The organism is Flavobacterium succinicans, assembly GCF_001662485.1.
Lineage (GTDB): Bacteria > Bacteroidota > Bacteroidia > Flavobacteriales > Flavobacteriaceae > Flavobacterium > Flavobacterium succinicans_A.
The window spans coordinates 660,355-679,272 of the sequence record NZ_JMTM01000017.1; the positions used below are offsets into that span (position 1 = coordinate 660,355).

Annotated in this window: 15 protein-coding genes; 12 read left to right on the plus strand and 3 right to left on the minus strand. The window is 33.2% G+C overall.

What is annotated here, in order from left to right; translation table 11 throughout:
- Window positions 1-18: 18 nt before the first annotated feature.
- Together FLB_RS05005 and FLB_RS05010 are read right to left on the minus strand one after the other, a co-directional pair.
- A complete protein-coding gene (locus tag FLB_RS05005) occupies window positions 19-726 on the minus strand; it encodes a LytR/AlgR family response regulator transcription factor (RefSeq protein ID WP_064714839.1) in 708 nt (235 codons plus the stop codon).
- The gene (locus tag FLB_RS05010) at window positions 716-1,768 is read right to left on the minus strand and encodes a sensor histidine kinase (RefSeq protein ID WP_064714840.1); all 1,053 of its coding nucleotides are present in this window, start codon (window positions 1,766-1,768) and stop codon (window positions 716-718) included. The genes FLB_RS05005 and FLB_RS05010 overlap by 11 nt, the downstream gene beginning before the upstream one ends.
- Window positions 1,769-2,046: 278 nt before the next feature.
- Here FLB_RS05010 and FLB_RS05015 point away from each other — a divergent pair, with 278 nt between their 5' ends.
- The 12 genes from FLB_RS05015 (at window position 2,047) to FLB_RS05070 (ending at window position 18,419) form a co-directional block, all read left to right on the plus strand.
- A complete protein-coding gene (locus FLB_RS05015) occupies window positions 2,047-5,076 on the plus strand; it encodes a SusC/RagA family TonB-linked outer membrane protein (RefSeq protein WP_064714841.1) in 3,030 nt (1,009 codons plus the stop codon).
- 12 nt (window positions 5,077-5,088) lie between these two features.
- On the plus strand, window positions 5,089-6,669 hold the full coding sequence (locus FLB_RS05020) for a RagB/SusD family nutrient uptake outer membrane protein (RefSeq protein ID WP_064714842.1): 1,581 nt from the start codon (window positions 5,089-5,091) through the stop codon (window positions 6,667-6,669).
- A gap of 334 nt (window positions 6,670-7,003) precedes the next feature.
- A complete protein-coding gene (gene nagB, locus FLB_RS05025; RefSeq protein WP_064714843.1) occupies window positions 7,004-8,941 on the plus strand; it encodes a glucosamine-6-phosphate deaminase in 1,938 nt (645 codons plus the stop codon).
- Between the two features lie 101 nt (window positions 8,942-9,042).
- Window positions 9,043-11,115: a beta-N-acetylhexosaminidase gene (locus FLB_RS05030; protein ID WP_064714844.1), complete on the plus strand. Its 2,073-nt coding sequence runs from the start codon at window positions 9,043-9,045 to the stop codon at window positions 11,113-11,115.
- Window positions 11,116-11,307: 192 nt separating this feature from the next.
- On the plus strand, window positions 11,308-12,396 hold the full coding sequence (locus tag FLB_RS05035; RefSeq protein WP_064714845.1) for a glycoside hydrolase family 18 protein: 1,089 nt from the start codon (window positions 11,308-11,310) through the stop codon (window positions 12,394-12,396).
- A gap of 97 nt (window positions 12,397-12,493) precedes the next feature.
- Window positions 12,494-14,113 (plus strand): ABC-F family ATP-binding cassette domain-containing protein, encoded by a 1,620-nt coding sequence (locus FLB_RS05040; RefSeq protein WP_064714846.1) that lies wholly within the window; start codon window positions 12,494-12,496, stop codon window positions 14,111-14,113.
- A 152-nt stretch (window positions 14,114-14,265) separates the two neighbouring features.
- The gene (pyrR, locus tag FLB_RS05045) at window positions 14,266-14,811 is read left to right on the plus strand and encodes a bifunctional pyr operon transcriptional regulator/uracil phosphoribosyltransferase PyrR (RefSeq protein ID WP_064714847.1); all 546 of its coding nucleotides are present in this window, start codon (window positions 14,266-14,268) and stop codon (window positions 14,809-14,811) included.
- Between the two features lie 8 nt (window positions 14,812-14,819).
- Window positions 14,820-15,746, plus strand: coding sequence for an aspartate carbamoyltransferase catalytic subunit (locus FLB_RS05050; RefSeq protein WP_024982693.1), 927 nt, complete (start codon window positions 14,820-14,822; stop codon window positions 15,744-15,746).
- 1 nt (window position 15,747) lies between these two features.
- Window positions 15,748-16,080: a hypothetical protein gene (locus tag FLB_RS05055; RefSeq protein ID WP_064714848.1), complete on the plus strand. Its 333-nt coding sequence runs from the start codon at window positions 15,748-15,750 to the stop codon at window positions 16,078-16,080.
- Window positions 16,081-16,120: 40 nt separating this feature from the next.
- A complete protein-coding gene (locus tag FLB_RS05060; protein WP_064714849.1) occupies window positions 16,121-17,026 on the plus strand; it encodes a ribonuclease Z in 906 nt (301 codons plus the stop codon).
- 72 nt (window positions 17,027-17,098) lie between these two features.
- Window positions 17,099-17,743, plus strand: coding sequence for a pyridoxamine 5'-phosphate oxidase (pdxH, locus tag FLB_RS05065; protein ID WP_064714850.1), 645 nt, complete (start codon window positions 17,099-17,101; stop codon window positions 17,741-17,743).
- Window positions 17,744-17,909: 166 nt separating this feature from the next.
- Window positions 17,910-18,419 (plus strand): CAP domain-containing protein, encoded by a 510-nt coding sequence (locus FLB_RS05070; RefSeq protein WP_064714851.1) that lies wholly within the window; start codon window positions 17,910-17,912, stop codon window positions 18,417-18,419.
- Between the two features lie 76 nt (window positions 18,420-18,495).
- Here the strand turns inward: FLB_RS05070 and FLB_RS05075 are convergent.
- The coding region (locus FLB_RS05075) for an OmpA family protein (protein WP_157490535.1) at window positions 18,496-18,918 on the minus strand (423 nt) is incomplete at its 5' end.

Sequence of the window (18,918 nt, forward strand, 5' to 3'; positions counted from 1 at the left end):
TTTGTAAAGGTAAAGGGGTTAATCTAAAATTTTGCTTTTCACTTCTTTGCTATAATTTCTTCCGATAGGTAAGGTGTAGGTAGTGATTTGAATTCTATTTCCTTCGATGGTTTTTACTTTATCTAATGCAATGGTGTAAGATTTATGAATACGAATAAAACGATCTTCTGGAAGTTCCTCGGTCAAAGATGAAAGTGATTTGTGGGTTATGTAAGTTTTCTCTGGAGTAACTACTTTGATGTATTCTTTCATTCCCTCGATGAATAAAATTTCATCAATATTAATTTTTACCATTTTCTTATCAACTTTGATAAAAATATGGGGTTCTACGCGATGATTTTCTTGTTTTACCACCAATCGGTTTTGAAATTCACCAGTTATTTTTGATATGCATTTTATAAATCGAGGTAGCGGAATAGGTTTGACAAGATAATCTAAAACATCCAAATCATAACTTTCGGCAGCAAATTCTCTGAATGCAGTGGTGATGATAATTTTGGTGTTGTATTTATTGTTATACAATTGTATCAATTCAAAACCAGACATTAATGGCATATTAATATCTAAAAATAAAGCGTCTGTTGGGTTGTTATTTAAAAAATCTAAGGCTTCAATTGAATTACTAAAAGTTGCTATAACTTCAAATTCTGGAAAGTTTTGAAAATAGGTAAGTAATACTTTAACGGCTAATGGTTCATCATCAATCAATACACACTTAATCTTCATTGCTTATAGGTATTTGTAAACGAATTATATAAAAATTAAACTTGATTTGATGGCTTAATTGATAATTGTTTTTATATAGTAATTGTAATCGTTCTTTGGTATTGGTTAACCCAATTCCTCTTTTGGAGCTTTCATTTTGTGAAAGTACAAAATTATTTATTATTTCAAAATCGAGGGTTGTATTATTGATGATTTTACAATTAATTTTTATGGTTAATTCATGGTTGTTTATCCCGCCATGTTTGAAGGCGTTTTCAATCAATGAGATTAATAATAATGGAGGAACATTTATATTGTCGATGTTTGATTCTAGATTAATAAAAACAGTAGCATTTTCAAACCTTAATTTTTCTATTTCAATGTAATTCTGTATATAATCGAATTCTTTTAATAGTGGGGTAAGCTTGGTTCCTTCAATATCATAAAGAACATATTCCATTAAAAGGGAAAGTTTTATGATTACATCAGGGACTTTTTCTGAATCTTCTAATGAAAGCGCATAAAGATTATTTAAGGTGTTGAAGAAAAAATGGGGTTGGATTTGTGTTTTTAAATATTCGAGCTTTATTTTATATTGATTCTCTGTTAGAATTCGATTTCTTTCTCTTTCTTTTAGCCAAGTCAGCATAAGGTATATTGAAGATGCCATCGCCAAAACATATAGCTCTCCAATGCAAACCGCAAGAATATGATTAATTTCAAAAGGCTGATAGTCTCTGTTGGCTTCGGGCCAAATGTTTTTTGAAATGATATAATATGTTAATCCTGTTTTCAAAATGTAAACACATCCTAAACTGGCTAACAGCGCTAAAGAATATTGAAGATATTTTGATTTTAAAACCAGTCTGGGCACTAATACGAATAAATTGAAATAGACTAAAGGGATGTGCAACATGAATTCGATTAAATTTGACTTAAACGAATATTCATAATCATTGAAATAAGCCCCCCATCTAAAAAAATTCAATAAAAAGTATAAGCCCCAAAACCATATGTGATTTTGAATTTTTATGTCGAATTTAATGTCTTTTACTTTAGTCATAGTTTGGTAGCTCTTTTGGGAACAAGTTAACAAATGTATCTTTAATTTGATAGTGCAACTTTAATCATTTTGTCAATAAAAACGCGTTTTTTTAATGAAAAAAGAATTTAATATTTAATATTATAAACTATTGTAAAATAAGAAAACGTTTTCGTATGACATATTATTGAACAAAAGATGTCGTTCGTTTAAAGAATACTACAGTTGGTATAATTTATTTTTTTTAACAAAACCTTAAGGATAAGTTTACATCATAACTAACAAATACATTTAAAAAAATGAAACAAATTTTATTAATCGTTATGATTATTTTTGCTTCGCAACTCTCGTTTGCGCAAGTAAAAACGCTCAAAGGAACGGTAATTGATGGCAGTGGCGCACCAATTCCTTCTGCAAATGTACAAGTACAAGGAGAATCAAAAGGAACAACTACCGATTTTGATGGTAGTTTTGCTATCCAAGTAAATGTAGGTAAGACTTTAGTAGTTTCTTATTTAGGATACGAAACTAAATCAGTAGTAGTTGGTGATGCAGATTCTATTAGAGTAATCTTAAAAAGTGATGCTACAACAGCATTAACCGAAGTTGTAGTTACTTCATTAGGTATTAAGAAAACTAGAAAATCTTTGACTTACGCTGCTCAAGAATTAAAAGGAGAAGAGTTAACTCGTTCCAAAGATGCTAACTTAGTTAATACAATTGCAGGTAAAATTGCAGGTGTTAATGTAGTAAAAAGTGCTGGAGGAACTGGTGGATCTACTAAAGTTACTATTAGAGGTAATTCTTCGGTGTTAAATAACCAACCGCTTTATGTTATTGATGGTATACCTATGTTGAATACTTCTTCAAGTCAGCCAAATGATTCTTTTGGTAGCACGCAAGGAGGGAATAGAGATGGTGGAGATGTGGCATCTTTAATTAATCCAGAAGATTATGAAGGAATGACTATTTTGAAAGGTGCTTCTGCTGCGGCACTTTATGGTTCTCAAGGAGCAAGAGGAGTTATTATGTTAACTTCTAAAAAAATCAAAGAAGGAACTTCTTTTGTAAGAGCTTCATCTAATACTACTTTTGAATCTGCGGCTTATTTGCCAAAATTCCAAACTGATTATATTGCAAAACCAGGTGCTAACGAGTCATGGGGAGCTCAACAAAAAGTTAAAGACCATGTTAAGGATTTTTTCAGAACAGGATCTACTCAGATTTCGGCTATAAATTTTGGAACAGCCTCTAAAAACTCATCTTCTTATTTATCCTATGCTAATACAACATCAAATGGAATTATTCCGACAAACAGTTTGAAAAAGCATAATTTTGGTTTAAAACAAACCTTCAGATTATTGGATGACAAATTAGTTATTAATGCCAATGTTAATTATGTAGCACAAGAAATTGCAAACCGTCCAACAAGTGGTTTATATTTCAATCCGCTAACGGGTGTATATCTATTGCCAAGAGGAGCAGATTTTAATAATTACAAAGAAAATTTTGAAGTTTATGATCCAGTTAGAAATTTGATGGGTCAAAATTGGGTTGGTAGTAGAGATATTTGGCAGAATCCATATTGGGGATTAAACAGAAACAAATCAGAAGATACAAATCATTACTTTAATGGGGCTTTAGGTGTAAATTACAAAGCTAATAAATGGTTAAGTATTGGTTCTCGTTTTAACTATGATAAAATTGATAGCAAATTTGAAAAATTTATTTATGCTACAACTGAGGGAACTTTATCGCATCCAAATGGACGATATATATTGATTAATAATACAAGTGCTCAAAAATATGGCGACTTGATTGCTACTATCAATACCAAAATAAATGATGATTTATCATTCAATGCAAATATTGGAGCTAGTATAACGGATCGTCATTTAAATGATGAACAAGTTATGGATTCAAATCCATCAGGTTTAAAAATTGCAAATTGGTTCACTTTACATAATTTTAATGATACTCGAGGTATTTTTCAAAACTATGGTGAAAGAAGACAAACCCAATCCCTTTTTGCTTCTGCCACAATTGGCTTCCGTGATTATCTATATGCTGATGTAACTGCTAGAAAAGACTGGTCTTCATCATTAGTAAATGCTGAGCAAGCACCTGTTTATCCTTCTCTAGGTGTTACGACTTTATTGTCTGAAATTATTGATTTTCCATCATACGTTTCTTTTGCTAAAATTAGAGCTTCGGTAGCGGCAGTTGGTAATGATATTCCAAATTTTGTTTCTTCTCCTGTTAATTTGTATACTGCTGCAGATCCAGATAATACAAAACCAACTTTTGGGCCTCAGGCTGGAACCAAATTAAAAGCAGAGCGTCAAAATTCTTTTGAAATCGGTACAGAATGGAGATTTTTAGAAAATAGAATTGGTTTAGAATTAACGTATTATAATAATACTACTAAAAATCAATTACTTTCTATACCAGCACCAGCAACAAACCCAGAAGGGTATCAAAATTATATTTTCAATTCTGGTGTAATTAAAAACTCAGGGATTGAAGCGGTATTGTTTGCAAAAATTATTAAATCTGACGGTTTTGAGTGGGATGCAAATGTTAATTATTCAATGAATAGAAATAAGGTGACTGATCTACCTGATAATTTAGGAGGGGTAGTAGTATTGACTCCAGCAGGTGTTAATAACTACAGATATGCATTATATAATAATCAAGCATTTGGTGTAATTGAAGGTGTTAAAATGAAGCGTGATGATCAAGGAAGAGTAATGTTAAATGCTGATGGAACTATTCAGAAAACAGGTTTAGAAAAAGTGGGGAATGCTAACCCAGATTTTATGATTGGTTTTCAAAATTCATTCAAATTGGGTAATTATTTCTTGAATTTTACTATTGATGGTCGTTTTGGAGGAGATGTAATGAGTTTGACTCAAGCAATCAATGATGAATTTGGAGTTTCAAAAGCTACAGGTGATGCTCGTAATGCTGGTGGGGTTGCAATTAATGCTGTTTATCCAAATGGAAGTGCTTATGTTGGTAAGTATCCTGCGGATAGTTATTACACGCAAACAGGAGGTAGAGCAGGTGCTACAGGTGAATATGTTTATGATGCTACTAATGTTAGTTTAAGAGAATTATCGCTAGGTTATACTTTTAAACTAAGTGAGAATAAATTTTTAAAAGCTGCTAGCTTGTCAGTTGTTGGTAGAAACTTATTGTTTTTCTACAAAAATGCGCCTTTTGATCCAAACATTTCATTGAGTACAGGAAATGGTTTACAGGGAGTAGATGTATTTGGTATGCCTTCTACTAGAAGTATTGGTCTAAATTTAAATGTAACTTTCTAATTCACGTTTACAATGATGTTAAATAAAATAAAATCAACAGCTATATGTGCTTCTCTATTTTTAGCAATAGGATGTACGGATGACTTTAATTCAATAAATCAAAATCCATACGGATTGACAAATGAGCTATTGACTCAGGATTTTAATCACATAAAGACTCCTTTTCAGGCAGCTTTTAATGGTGTTTTCAATACTTTGCATTGGAAGTATCAATTACAACAAAACTTAAATGCCGATTTGTGGTCGGGTTATATGGCTACTCCTACAGGTTTTAGAGGAGGAAGTAATAATGCTACTTATGATTTAGTAGATGGCTGGAATGGTTTCGTATGGAGCTTAGGTTATACTGATGTAATGGCAAATCTTTATAGAGTAGAACAACTTACTAAAGGGTCTTTAGATCAGGTATATGCGCTATCTCTTATTCTTAAAGTGCAATCAATGCAACGTATGACCGATACATTTGGTCCTATCGTATATTCAAAATTTGGAACTACAGATCCACTTATTGCTTATGATTCTCAAGAGGATGTGTATAAAGCGATGTTTAAGGAGTTAGACTTTGCAGTAACAGAGCTTACTAAGCGTATCGATACAAACGAAAAAACAATTTTTGCTGGTACTGATCTGACCGCTTATGAAGGAAATTATACTAAATGGGTTAGATTTGCAAATTCATTGCGTTTACGTTTAGCAATGCGTATTGTTAAAGTAAATCCTACATTGGCCAAATCTGAAGCTGAGAAAGCTATAGCTCAAAAGTTTGGTGTTCTTACTACAAAAGATGATGTCGCTAAAATTCAATATTCATCAACATTTATTGATCCTTTGAAAACCATTTCTTCTTCTTGGGGAGATATACGTATGTCTGCAGATATGGAATCGATTATGGGTGGATACAATGATCCACGATTGACTAAATATTTTTCTGAGTCTATTGATTTTCCTGGGCAGTACCGCGGTGTAAGAAATGGTATTGATATTGTAGCTAAATCAGATCGTACAGGTATGTCTGAACTAGGTGCTGTTGTTGCTGGGAACCAAAAGGTATTGATGAGTACTGCAGAAGTTTACTTTTTACGTTCCGAAGGTGCTTTAAGAGGTTGGGCAATGGGAGGTACTGCTCAAGGGTTGTATGAAGCTGGTATTAAGGCCTCATTTGAGCAGTATGGTCTTGGTGGAGCAGATGCTTATATTGCTGATAATGTGAAAAAAGCGAAAGATTTTGTAGACGTTAAAAGCGCAACAAATAATAGTGTAGCTGCAAATAATGTCACTGTAGCGTGGGATGCAGCTGCTAGTAATGAATTGAAGTTGCAAAAAATCATCACTCAAAAATGGATTGCCGGTTTTCCAGAAGGACAAGAAGCTTGGTCCGAATACCGTAGAACGGGTTATCCAAAACTTTTTAAAGTAGTCAAAAATTTAAGTGGAGGTAAAATTTCGACAGAATTTGGACCAAGACGTATAAATTTTGTACAATCTGAAAAAGATGGAAATCCTGGAGGTGTAGCTACTGGTTTGTCAAAACTAGGTGGTCCAGACACAGGTGGTACAAGATTATGGTGGGATACTACTGGACCTAACTTTTAGGTTCTAGTACATAGTTAATAGTCCTTAGTGATTGGTTCTTGGTTTTATGCTAAGAACTAACGCTAGGGGCTAATAGCTAAATCTAATTATCGACTAACGCGTTATTGATTAATTAATGTCGTTGGTATATAAACTCTGACTGTTTGTTTTTTTTATTTTTTTGCACCAATTATAACTCCTACATTTGATATAAATTTTAAAAATAACTTGATTTTTATTTTCTTAAAATAATAAAAATCATTTATAAAAAATATCATTATTCTCAAAAAGCTATAGTAAAAACAAATAAATTATAAATTAAAAATAAATCAGCTAGAATTTAAAATTTAATACAATGAAAAACACTTTAGACATAAAACCGGACATTAGCTACAAGAGTGCAGGTAAATTTGAAGAAACTCGATTTGAAAAAATTCATAACGAAATTTTTAAAAATTCTGTTGAAGCTTCAAAAATTGTAGCTGAGGAAATTGCTACTTTAATTCGATCTAAACAAGAAGCAAATAAAAATTGTGTTTTAGGTCTTGCTACGGGTTCTTCTCCAATAAAAGTATATGAAGAATTGGTTCGTATGCACAAAGAAGAAGGGTTAAGCTTTAAAAATGTAATTACGTTCAATTTGGATGAGTATTATCCAATGAACAAAGAAAGCAAGCAAAGCTATCACTATTTTATGCATCAGCATCTTTTCAATCATATTGATATTCATCCTGATAATATCAACATTCCAGATGGAACAGTTGCAATTGAAGAATTGAACCAATACTGCATTGATTATGAAATGAATATTAAAAAAGCAGGTGGTCTTGATTTTCAATTATTAGGAATTGGTCGTACGGGACACGTAGGGTTTAATGAGCCGGGTTCACACATCAATTCAGGTACTAGAATTATAACATTAGATCATATCACTAGAGTAGATGCTTCTTCTGATTTTAATGGAATTAATAATGTACCAAAGCGCGCTATTACAATGGGAGTTTCTACCATTATGCGTTCTAAACGAATTGTTTTGATGGCTTGGGGACAAAATAAAGCCGATATCATCAAAAGAACGATTCAAGGTGAAATTAGTTCTGAAGTACCCGCTACTTTTTTACAAAATCATCCTAATGCAACGTTTGTTTTGGATCAATCAGCAGCTTCATCTTTAACCCGTTTTGAAACACCTTGGTTAGTAGGGGAGTGTATTTGGAATCAAGAATTAAAAAGTAAAGCGATTGTTTGGTTATGCCAAAAAACAAATCAGTCCATATTAAAACTTACGGATAGAGATTACAATAATAACGGTATGTCTGACTTGTTAGCACAAGAAGGATCAGCTTATGATTTGAATATTAATATGTTCAATGTGTTGCAACATACCATCACAGGTTGGCCAGGAGGAAAACCTAATGCAGATGATGCACACCGTCCAGAAAGAGCTAATCCTGCAAAAAAGAGAGTAATTCTTTTTAGCCCACACCCTGACGATGATGTGATTTCAATGGGAGGTACTTTTGCTAAATTAATCAAGCAAGGACATGAGGTTCATGTAGTGTATCAAACTTCAGGAAATATTGCTGTGACCGATGATGAAGCTTTAAAATTTGCAGAAGTATGTAATGATTTTGTGGGTGAAGACAGCAGCAAAATTAACTTTCAAGCGGTTATTGATTTCTTAAAAAATAAGAACGACAATCAAATCGATTCTTTAGAAGTAAGAAAATTAAAAGGATTAATTAGAAGACGAGAATCATATGCCGCAGTGCGTTACATTGGTTTGAAAGACGAAAATGTCCACTTTTTAGATTTGCCTTTTTATGAAACAGGCCAGGTAAAGAAAAACCCGCTTGGAACAGAAGATATTGAAATAGTAGCGGAGATCATCGCTAAAATTAAACCGCATCAAGTATTTGCAGCTGGAGATTTAGCCGATCCACACGGAACTCATGAAGTATGTCTGAATGCTATTTTTGCAGCCTTAAAACAATTAAAAGGGAAACCTTATATGAAAGATTGTTGGTTGTGGCTATATAGAGGAGCTTGGCACGAATGGGATTTACATGAGATTGATATGTCGGTACCGTTAAGTCCAGATGAAGTTTTATTGAAAAGACAAGCTATTTTATTCCACCAATCTCAAAAAGATCGCGTAATGTTCCAAGGGAACGATTCGAGAGAATTTTGGGTACGTGCAGAAGATCGCAATAAAAATACTGCCAAGTTATACGATGATTTAGGCTTAGCAGAATATGAAGCTATCGAAGCTTTTAAAAGATTTGATTACTAAGAATTTAAAATCCATTCGGTTGTAGAATCGACCGAATGGATAATCTCTAAAAATCAGTATTAACCAACTGATTTGAGATATTTTATAAACCAAAACCACAAATGAAATACCTATTTATACTGTTTTTTATAACATTTTCTTCGGCTGCTCAAGTCACAAAAGAGTCTTTGAATTTAATGCCTTGGCCACAAAAAGTAGAACTTAAAACTGGAAGTTTTACTTTAAGTTCTACTTTTAAAGTCAATGTTACTGGGCAACCTAATGCAAGAATCTTTGGAGCGGTTTCAAATTTTTTAAGAAGATTAGATGGTAGAACAGGGTTGTTTTTCAAACAAGGTTTTGTGACTTCAACTAATGAATTTCCAGAAGCACAGTTGCAAATTAATTGCACAAAAGCTGGCAAAATTGGGTTGTTTGAAGACGAAAGTTATCAATTAACCATACAATCTAATGGTATTTCAATCAATGCTTCTTCGGATTTAGGAGCTTTGCATGGATTGGAAACGCTTTTGCAATTGCTTCAAAACAATGCTACTTCCTTTTATTTTCCTAATGTATCTATTACAGATATGCCTCGTTTTACTTGGCGCGGATTGATGATTGATGTGGCAAGACATTTTCAACCTGTTGAGGTGATTAAAAGAAATTTAGACGCCATGGCAGCTTTGAAAATGAATGTTTTTCATTGGCATTTAGTAGACGATCAAGGCTGGAGAATAGAAATGAAAAAGCATAAAGTGCTTACAGATAAAGCTTCTGATGGTCTCTTTTATACACAAGAAGAAATTAAAGGTATCGTTAAATACGCTGCCGATCGAGGGATTTTAGTAGTTCCTGAAATTGATGTTCCTGGTCATGCTTCGGCAATTTTGACTGCCTTTCCAGAAATAGGAAGTAAGGTTGTGACCATAAATAAAGGCTCTTCTGAAACTACACAGAAAGCATCAGGTTTAGTAACTTATTCGGTAGAGAGAAACGCTGGTATTTTTACTCCAACTTTGGATCCTTCTAATCCGAAAACGTATCAATTGTTGAGTGAAATTTTCGACGAAGTTTGCCCATTATTTCCTGGAAAGTATTTCCATATTGGTGGCGATGAAAACGAAGGCAAAGATTGGGATGCGAATCCCAAAATTCAAGAATTCATGAAGAGAAATAAGTTGGTCAACAATCATGAGTTGCAAACTTATTTTACCATGCAGTTAATCCCAATGTTAAAAAAGCATCAAAAAGAATTGATGGGATGGGAAGAAATTATGACCAAAAATATGTCCAAAGAGGCTATTATTCATTCTTGGAAAGGACCTAATGAAGGTGTAGCAGCTGGTAGTTCTTTGATAGCCGCGGCAACAAAAGGTTATAAAACAGTTTTGTCTAATGGTTATTATGTGGATTTAGTGCAAGGAGTTGAGAGTCATTATTTGAATGATCCTATGCCTAAAAATAGCTCCCTTTCATCGGAAGAAAAAGCTAGAATTCTGGGGGGTGAAGCTACTATGTGGAGTGAATTGGTTACGCCAGAAACCATCGATTCTAGGATTTGGCCAAGAACTGCGGCTATCGCAGAAAGACTCTGGTCTGATGCAAATGTGACGGATTTAGTCAGTATGAAAAAAAGATTGAAAGTAGTTTCGTTTCGCTTAGAAGAACTTGGAATAACACATATTCGAAATAAAGAGGTGCTGTTTAGAAATATTAGTAACAATCAAAATACCGCAGCATTGCAAACATTTTCAGCGGTTTGTGAACCTCTGAAGATTTATTCGCGTAATGCAGGAGGAACAGAATATCAAATGTATTCACCTTTCACTTTATTTGCTGATGCTTGTACTCCTGATGCTGAAGATGCGTTACCTTTTAATCAATTAATTGAAGAATATTTGAGAAAAAAAGATGTTGCATCAGAAGCAGCCATTAGTCTGTATTTTAATAAATGGATACAAAACTATAAAGAATTAGAGGATTTAAGTCAGAATGCTCCATTAGTACAACCCCTTTTGCCGTTGTCTAAAGCCTTGCATGATTTGTCAGGACAGTTGCTTTTGAAGTTGCAAATGAATTCAACCTATAATGCGGTTTTGGCAAAAGAGTTATTAGATAAGTGTAACTCCAAATCTCATGCTGATGTTGAGTTAGCAGTGTATACAGGTTTAAAAAATATAGTAGAATTATAATTTTTTTGTTCAATTTTTAATAGGGTTTGGTTTTATTAAGTTTGGTTTATTTTTTTTCTATTAATTTTTGAACTGGTGTTAATTTCTTTTCAATTTGGTTATTGTTTTTATTAGAAATTAATGTTTAAAACCTGGTAGTACTACCAGGTTTTTTTTTGTGAATAGTAGTGTTTTAATCTAAATAAAGTATCGATGAAAAATTGTAAATTTTTGATTGTCTTTCTTTTGTTCTCTTTTGTGGTTGCTGCACAAAACGATGATGACTTTTCAGTGATTGCCTATTATACTGGGGATGATAAACTAATTGATGCTTATGATGTAAAGAAATTAACTCATGTCATCTACAGTTTTTGCCATTTAAAAGAAGGGAAATTAAATGTTGATACCGCTAAAGATTCAGCAGCAATTAAGCATTTGGTGTCTCTAAAATCAATAAACCCAAAATTAAAAGTGATGTTGTCTCTTGGAGGCTGGGGAGGTTGTGAGCCTTGTTCAGATGGTTTTAATTCACCTGAAAAAATTGCTGTTTTTGCTAAGTCCGTAAAAGAAGTCAATGATTATTTTAAATGTGATGGATTGGATTTAGATTGGGAGTACCCATCGATTGAAGGCTTTCCTGGTCATAAATTTCAGCCTGAAGATAAGTCTAATTTTACAGCTCTTGTAGTTGCCTTACGCAATGCTTTAGGACCAAAAAATGAACTGAGTTTTGCAGCAGGTGGTTTTATGAAATATTTGAAAGAAGCTGTAGATTGGAAAGCGATTATTCCATTAGTAGACCGAGTAAATATTATGAGCTATGACTTGGTAAATGGTTATGCTACGGTGACAGGCCATCACACTCCCTTGTATAGTGTGAAAAATGAGGAGGAATCAACTGATAAGGCTGTTGGTTATCTTTTAAAGTTGGGCGTGCCATCAAATAAGCTTGTTATTGGTGCTGCTTTTTATACTCGTATTTGGAAAAATGTTCCTAAGGTTAATAACGGCTTGTATCAATCCGGAGTAGCAACAAATGGGATTAATTTTAAAGATTTTGAAACCAAATTAACAAAGAACAAAGGCTGGAAGTATTTCTGGGATGAAAAAGCACAAGCTCCTTATTGGTATAACGAAAATGAACAATTGTTTGCAACAGGTGATGATGAAAAGTCTGTCAGTGCAAAAACGCGATATGTTATTAAGAAGAAGCTTGGTGGTATCATGTTTTGGGAATTGATTTTGGATAAAAACCAGAACGGGTTGGTAGATGCAATCTATAAAGTGAAACAAACGAATTAAAAGTACTCGGTTTATTTCCTAAAATACCGATTTATTTCCATAAAATAAATCGGTATTTTTTTTGTATTTTTGCAAAAAATTTTTAAAAAAGCAATTCATGTTAACAGTTAATAATTTATCAGTTCAATTTGGTAAAAGAATTTTATTCGATGAAGTAAACACTACATTTACTCACGGTAATGTTTACGGAGTAATCGGAGCCAATGGTGCTGGAAAATCTACCTTTTTAAAAATAATTTCTGGCGAAATGGATCCTACATCAGGACATATTCATTTAGAGCCAGGAAAAAGAATGTCAGTGCTGAACCAAAATCACAATATGTTCGATGAACATACGGTACTTGAAACGGTGATGATGGGTAATAAAGTTTTGTATGCTGTCAAAAAAGAAATGGACGAGCTTTATTTGGATTATAATGATAAAAACGCTGACAGAATTGGAGAATTGCAGGTGCAGTTTGAAGAAATGAACGGCTGGAATGCGGATTCTGATGCAGCTGCCATGTTATCAAATTTAGGTATTACCGAAGACAGTCATTATACTTTGATGGCCGATTTGGAAGGAAAAATGAAGGTGCGTGTACTTTTGGCACAAGCTTTATTCGGAAATCCTGACTTGTTGATTATGGATGAGCCTACCAACGACCTGGATTTTGAAACCATTGCTTGGTTAGAAAATTTCTTAGCCAATTATGAAAATACGGTGATTGTAGTTTCTCACGACAGACACTTTTTAGATGCAGTTTGTACGCATATTTCTGATATTGATTTTAATAAAATTAGCCATTATTCTGGTAACTATACGTTTTGGTACGAATCTAGTCAATTAGCGGCCAAGCAACGTGCACAACAAAACAAAAAAGCCGAGGAAAAGAAACAAGAATTAGAAGAGTTTATCCGTCGTTTTAGTGCCAACGTAGCTAAATCAAAACAAGCTACTTCTCGTAAAAAAATGATTTCTAAATTGAATATTTCTGAAATCAAACCTTCTAGCCGTCGTTATCCAGCCATTATTTTTGATCAAGATCGTGAAGCGGGCGATCAGATTTTGAATGTACAAGATTTGAGTGCTTCTGTAGATGGTGAACTTTTATTCAAAGGCGTAGATTTGAATATGGCTAAAGGAGATAAAATTGTACTTTTTTCAAAAGATTCTCGTGCAACAACTGCTTTTTATGAAATTTTAAACGGTAATCAAACAGCTGATTCTGGTAAATTTGATTGGGGAGTTACAACGAATCAAGCGTATTTGCCAAGTGAGAATCATTCTTTTTTTGAAAATGATTTAACGCTTGTGGATTGGTTGCGTCAATATGCAAAAACAGAGGAAGAGCGTGATGAAGTATTTATCAGAGGTTTTCTAGGTAAAATGATTTTTTCTGGTGAAGAGGCTTTAAAAACAAGTAGAGTGTTGTCTGGAGGAGAAAAAGTACGTTGTATGTTGTCTAGAATGATGATGGAACGCGCTAATATTTTAATGCTAGATGAGCCAACGAACCACTTAGATCTTGAGTCGATTACGGCTTTTAATAATTCATTAAAAAACTACAAAGGTTCAGTTATTTTTACAACCCATGACCATGAGTTTGCACAAACTGTTGGTAATAGAGTGGTAGAGCTTACGCCAAATGGTGCTATTGATCGTTACATGACATTTGATGAATATTTAGACGACGAAAAAATTCAAGAGCTAAGAGTCAAAATGTATGCTAAATAATATATGCTTTAAAAACCTTTCTTTTCGAAAGGTTTTTTTTATGGCTTTAATTTGTTGTTTTAAAAGATAGTTTAAGTAGTTTACTTTTATAAGTATTCGTATTTATTGCTAAATCGAAATTTGTATATTTGCACACCAAACAAAACTAAACCATGAATCAAAAAGTATTGCTCACTTCCAAAGAAGTCAATATCATCCTAAATCGTTTGGCTTGTCAATTAATCGAAAAACATCTTGATTTTTCAGATACCATTCTAATTGGAATTCAACCCAGAGGAACGTTTTTAGCTAAGAGATTAAAGAGCATTTTAGAAAATGACTATCAGGTTCCAACAATAAAAATAGGCTTCTTAGATATTACTTTTTTTAGGGATGATTTTAGAAGAACCGATAAGCTTTTGGAGGCCAATATTACACAAATCGATTTTTTGGTTGAAAATAAAAAAGTAATTTTTGTAGATGATGTTTTGTACACAGGAAGAAGTATTAGAGCTGCTTTAACTGCAATTCAGTCTTTTGGGAGACCATCAGGTATTGAACTTTTGACCTTAATTGATAGAAGGTTTAGTCGCGACTTACCCATTCAGCCAGATTATCGTGGCCGACAGGTAGATGCTATAAATGACGAAAACGTAAAAGTTACTTGGGCAGAACAGGGCGAAGAAGATGGTGTTTTTTTAATCAATAATAATCAATAAGTATAAAAATGAGCGAGTTAAGCGTAAATCATTTATTAGGCATTAAATATATCACCAAAAACGATATTGACCTTATTTTTGAAACAGCTGATCATTTTAAAGAAGTCATCAATAGACCCATTAAAAAAGTACCTTCTTTACGAGACATTACCATAGCCAATATTTTTTTTGAAAACAGTACCAGAACCAAACTCTCGTTTGAATTAGCTCAAAAACGTTTATCCGCAGATGTAATTAGTTTTTCTGCCGCCCAATCTTCTGTAAAAAAAGGGGAGACGTTGATTGATACCGTTAATAACATTTTATCAATGAAAGTTGATATGGTTGTCATGCGTCATGCAAATCCAGGAGCTGCCTATTTTTTATCTAAAAATGTAAAAGCAAGTATCGTAAATGCTGGAGATGGTGCTCATGAACATCCTACACAAGCGCTATTAGATAGCTATTCAATCAGAGAAAAATTAGGAGATGTAGGAGGGAAGAAAGTGGTTATTGTTGGAGATATTTTGCATTCAAGAGTAGCGTTGTCTAATATATATGCTTTGCAAATGCAAGGAGCAGAAGTTAAAGTTTGTGGGCCAAAAACATTAATCCCTAGATATATTGAATCACTTGGAGTAACAGTTGAATCTGATTTGCGTAAAGCGTTAGAATGGTGTGATGTAGCGAATATGCTGAGAGTTCAAAATGAACGAATGGATGTTAACTTTTTTCCATCTACGCGAGAATATGCGCAACAATATGGAGTCGATAAAAACTTGTTAGATTCGTTAAGTAAAGAGATTGTAATTATGCACCCAGGACCTATCAACCGTGGTGTGGAAATTACTTCTGATGTAGCAGATTCTCAACAATCTGTTATTTTGAATCAGGTAGAAAACGGAGTAGCCATTAGAATGGCTGTAATTTATTTATTAGCTTCAAAAATTCAATAAAATGAAAGTAGATACCAAAGGACATACAATAACTATTAAAGATACAGAAGGTGTTGTGACTACTTTTATTGAAAAAGTAACAAATCAATATGCCAGTTTCAAAGATTTTAATTTGATTTTGGATGTATCTAGTGATAAAACAGTTGATATTGCTTCCATAAAACTTTTTTTGCCTTTGGCTAAGACTCATAAAAAAGCCAAAAAATCATTGGTTATTGTTGCCGATGCGATAGATTTTAATGCCGTTCCACAATCCATAACTGTAGTTCCCTCTTTGTTAGAAGCAAATGATATCATTGAAATGGAAGAAATTGAAAGAGATTTAGGTTTTTAATAAAAGTTATCTAGATAATTTACTACCAACACTCATTACTTTGAAATTAACCGTACTTGGCTGCTATGCTGCAACACCTCGAACTTTTACTAATCCAACGGCCCAATTATTAGAAGTTAAAAACAGGTATTTTTTAATTGATTGTGGCGAAGGAACCCAAGTACAATTGCGTAAAAATAAAGTTAAGTTTACCAAAATCAGTCATATTTTTATTTCTCATTTACACGGCGATCATTTTTATGGGCTTATTGGTTTAATTTCTTCTTTCTCACTTTTGTCTAGAGTGGCAGACTTACATATTTATGGCCCGAAAGGATTAAAAGAAATTATCGAACTTCAATTGAAACTTTCGCACTCTTGGACAAATTATACTATTCATTTTCATGAATTGCACTCAAAAGAAAGCGAGTTGATTTTTGAAGATGAAAAAGTTACAGTTCACACTATTCCATTAAAACATAGAGTGTATACCAATGGATTTTTATTCAAAGAAAAAGAAGGTGATAGAAAATTAAATATTGAAGCTATTGAAGAGCTAGCCATTGATGTTTGTTATTATAAAAAGATAAAAAAGGGAGGAACTATTACGTTAGATAATGGACAAGTTGTAGACAATGAGCAGCTTACTTTTCCAGGAGAGCCTACAAAATCGTATGCTTTTTGTTCTGACACAGCTTATACAGAGTCAATAATTCCTTTAGTACAAGAAGTAGATTTGTTATATCACGAAAGTACTTTTTTAGAAAGCGAGTCACAATTGGCTGCTAAAACGATGCATTCTACTGCTATTCAAGCAGCGACTATTGCGTCAAAAGCAAATGTTAAATCGTTGCTATTAGGACATTATTCTACACGATACGAAAGTATTGCTTCGTTTAAAGAGGAAGCCTTAACTGTTTTTTCTAATGTGCAATTGGCAGCTGACGGAACTACCTTCGAAATTTAGTATTGATCTGTATCTCAAAACAAAATAAAAATTGTTTTTAAATTTGTTCGAGTCATTTAAAATTAAAATCAAATGAAAGATTTAGGTAATTACAGAAAGTCCTATGATAAAAGTGAATTGTTAGAATCCAATATTCCTGAAGATCCTATTAACTTATTTCATCGTTGGTTTCATGAAGTGGAAGATTTTGGTGGAGTAGACGAGGTGAATGCTATGACTGTGGCTACAGTAGGTTTGGATGGATTTCCGAAATCTAGGGTAGTGCTGTTAAAAAAATTCAATGAAGAAGGATTTGTTTTTTATACCAATTATAATTCACAAAAAGGAAAAGCAATTGAGGCAAATCCAAATATATGTTTGTCTTTTTTTTGGCCTTCTATGGAACGTCAAGTAATAATAAAAGGTAGGGCTCAAAAGACTAGTGATATCGTATCGGATGGTTATTTTGATTCAAGACCCGAGGGGAGTAAATTAGGAGCAATAGTTTCCAATCAAAGTGAAATCATTCCTTCTCGAAAATTTTTAGAAAATAATTTAAAAGAAGTAGAGCTTAAATATGAAGGAAAAGAAATTCCAAGACCTAATTTCTGGGGAGGTTATTTAGTCGTTCCTTTTGAAGTTGAATTTTGGCAAGGTAGACCTAATCGTTTACATGATAGAATTCAATATTTACTTCAAGGTGATTATTCATGGAAAACGTGTAGATTATCCCCTTAACATAAGCAAAAGACTACAATTTGTAATTAATAGTGTTGTTCATCGATAAAATTTGGTGTTTAAACGATTTTTTTCTTAAATTTAATTGTAATTAATTAAGGAAAAGATTCAAAATACATTTAAAGAAGTTTCCCCAAATCTACTTTAAACTTAAACTGCCAATGTCATGAAAACAATTTGTAAATTACTATCGTTAGTTTTAGTTAGCTCTTTTTTATTCTGTTCATGTTCTGCTGATTCAGTTGATAACGCAACGCCTGAAGCCAAAATAAATACCGAGTCCGCTGTTGCTTATACCTATAATTCAATTGAATTAGAAACCTTAAGTTTAATCAACAATTATAGAAAATCTTTAGGCTTAAATACTTTAGAAAAAATAAACTTTATTTCAGTAAAATCTCAAGAGCATGTAAATTACATGATCACAAACAATGTTGTGAATCACAATGATTTTGTGTCAAGATCAAATGAAATAATTAGAGTTTTAGGGGCAAGAAACGTTTCGGAAAATATTGCTTATAACTATGCTACTCCAGCCGCAGCTTTTGATGCATGGCTAAAAAGTTCTATTCATAAAGAAAATATCGTTGGTAATTTTACTCATTTTGGAATTTCTGTGAGAGAAGATCCTGCAACGGGTAAAAAATATTATGTCAATATTTTTGCAAAAATTTAGTTTTGCTCATTCCAAAAAAAAAAAAATGCCCTCATGAATAAATTCAGAGGGCATTTTTTTGGTTTAGAGAAACCTATTAAAGCGCAGTTACAATAAACTCACTTCTTCGGTTCATTTGGTGTTGTTCTTCGGTGCAATTGGATTGGTTGGTTGGTTCGCAGCCGCAATCGTTGATGAGTTGCGATTCGCCGTAGCCTTTTCCGGTGAGTCTTGATGTATCGATGCCTTTGGAAACTAACCAAGCGATAGTCGATTGTGCTCTTCTTTCAGATAAAGCCAGGTTGTATTTGGCCGTTTGTCTGCAATCGGTATGGGAACGGATGTCGATTTTCATCGTTGGGTTTTGTTGTAATACATCTAAGATTTTGGCCAAGTCCAAAGCCGCCTCTTTGCGAATATTGGATTTATCCAAATCAAAATAAATCATTTTGATGCCAAAACATTTGCCTAAATCATCGCCTACTGTTACTTTGCAAATGCTGCCTTCTAGTTGTAAATC

What these genes read in the sequence shown, in the direction of transcription:
- FLB_RS05005 (WP_064714839.1), bottom strand. Translation starts at nt 726, where the DNA reads ATGAAGATTAAGTGTGTATTGATTGATGATGAACCATTAGCCGTTAAA.
- FLB_RS05040 (WP_064714846.1), top strand. Translation starts at nt 12,494, where the DNA reads ATGTTAACAGTTAATAATTTATCAGTTCAATTTGGTAAAAGAATTTTA.
- pdxH (WP_064714850.1), top strand. Translation starts at nt 17,099, where the DNA reads ATGAAAGATTTAGGTAATTACAGAAAGTCCTATGATAAAAGTGAATTG.
- FLB_RS05055 (WP_064714848.1), top strand. Translation starts at nt 15,748, where the DNA reads ATGAAAGTAGATACCAAAGGACATACAATAACTATTAAAGATACAGAA.
- FLB_RS05050 (WP_024982693.1), top strand. Translation starts at nt 14,820, where the DNA reads ATGAGCGAGTTAAGCGTAAATCATTTATTAGGCATTAAATATATCACC.
- FLB_RS05030 (WP_064714844.1), top strand. Translation starts at nt 9,043, where the DNA reads ATGAAATACCTATTTATACTGTTTTTTATAACATTTTCTTCGGCTGCT.
- FLB_RS05020 (WP_064714842.1), top strand. Translation starts at nt 5,089, where the DNA reads ATGATGTTAAATAAAATAAAATCAACAGCTATATGTGCTTCTCTATTT.
- nagB (WP_064714843.1), top strand. Translation starts at nt 7,004, where the DNA reads ATGAAAAACACTTTAGACATAAAACCGGACATTAGCTACAAGAGTGCA.
- pyrR (WP_064714847.1), top strand. Translation starts at nt 14,266, where the DNA reads ATGAATCAAAAAGTATTGCTCACTTCCAAAGAAGTCAATATCATCCTA.
- FLB_RS05070 (WP_064714851.1), top strand. Translation starts at nt 17,910, where the DNA reads ATGAAAACAATTTGTAAATTACTATCGTTAGTTTTAGTTAGCTCTTTT.
- FLB_RS05010 (WP_064714840.1), bottom strand. Translation starts at nt 1,768, where the DNA reads ATGACTAAAGTAAAAGACATTAAATTCGACATAAAAATTCAAAATCAC.
- FLB_RS05035 (WP_064714845.1), top strand. Translation starts at nt 11,308, where the DNA reads ATGAAAAATTGTAAATTTTTGATTGTCTTTCTTTTGTTCTCTTTTGTG.
- FLB_RS05015 (WP_064714841.1), top strand. Translation starts at nt 2,047, where the DNA reads ATGAAACAAATTTTATTAATCGTTATGATTATTTTTGCTTCGCAACTC.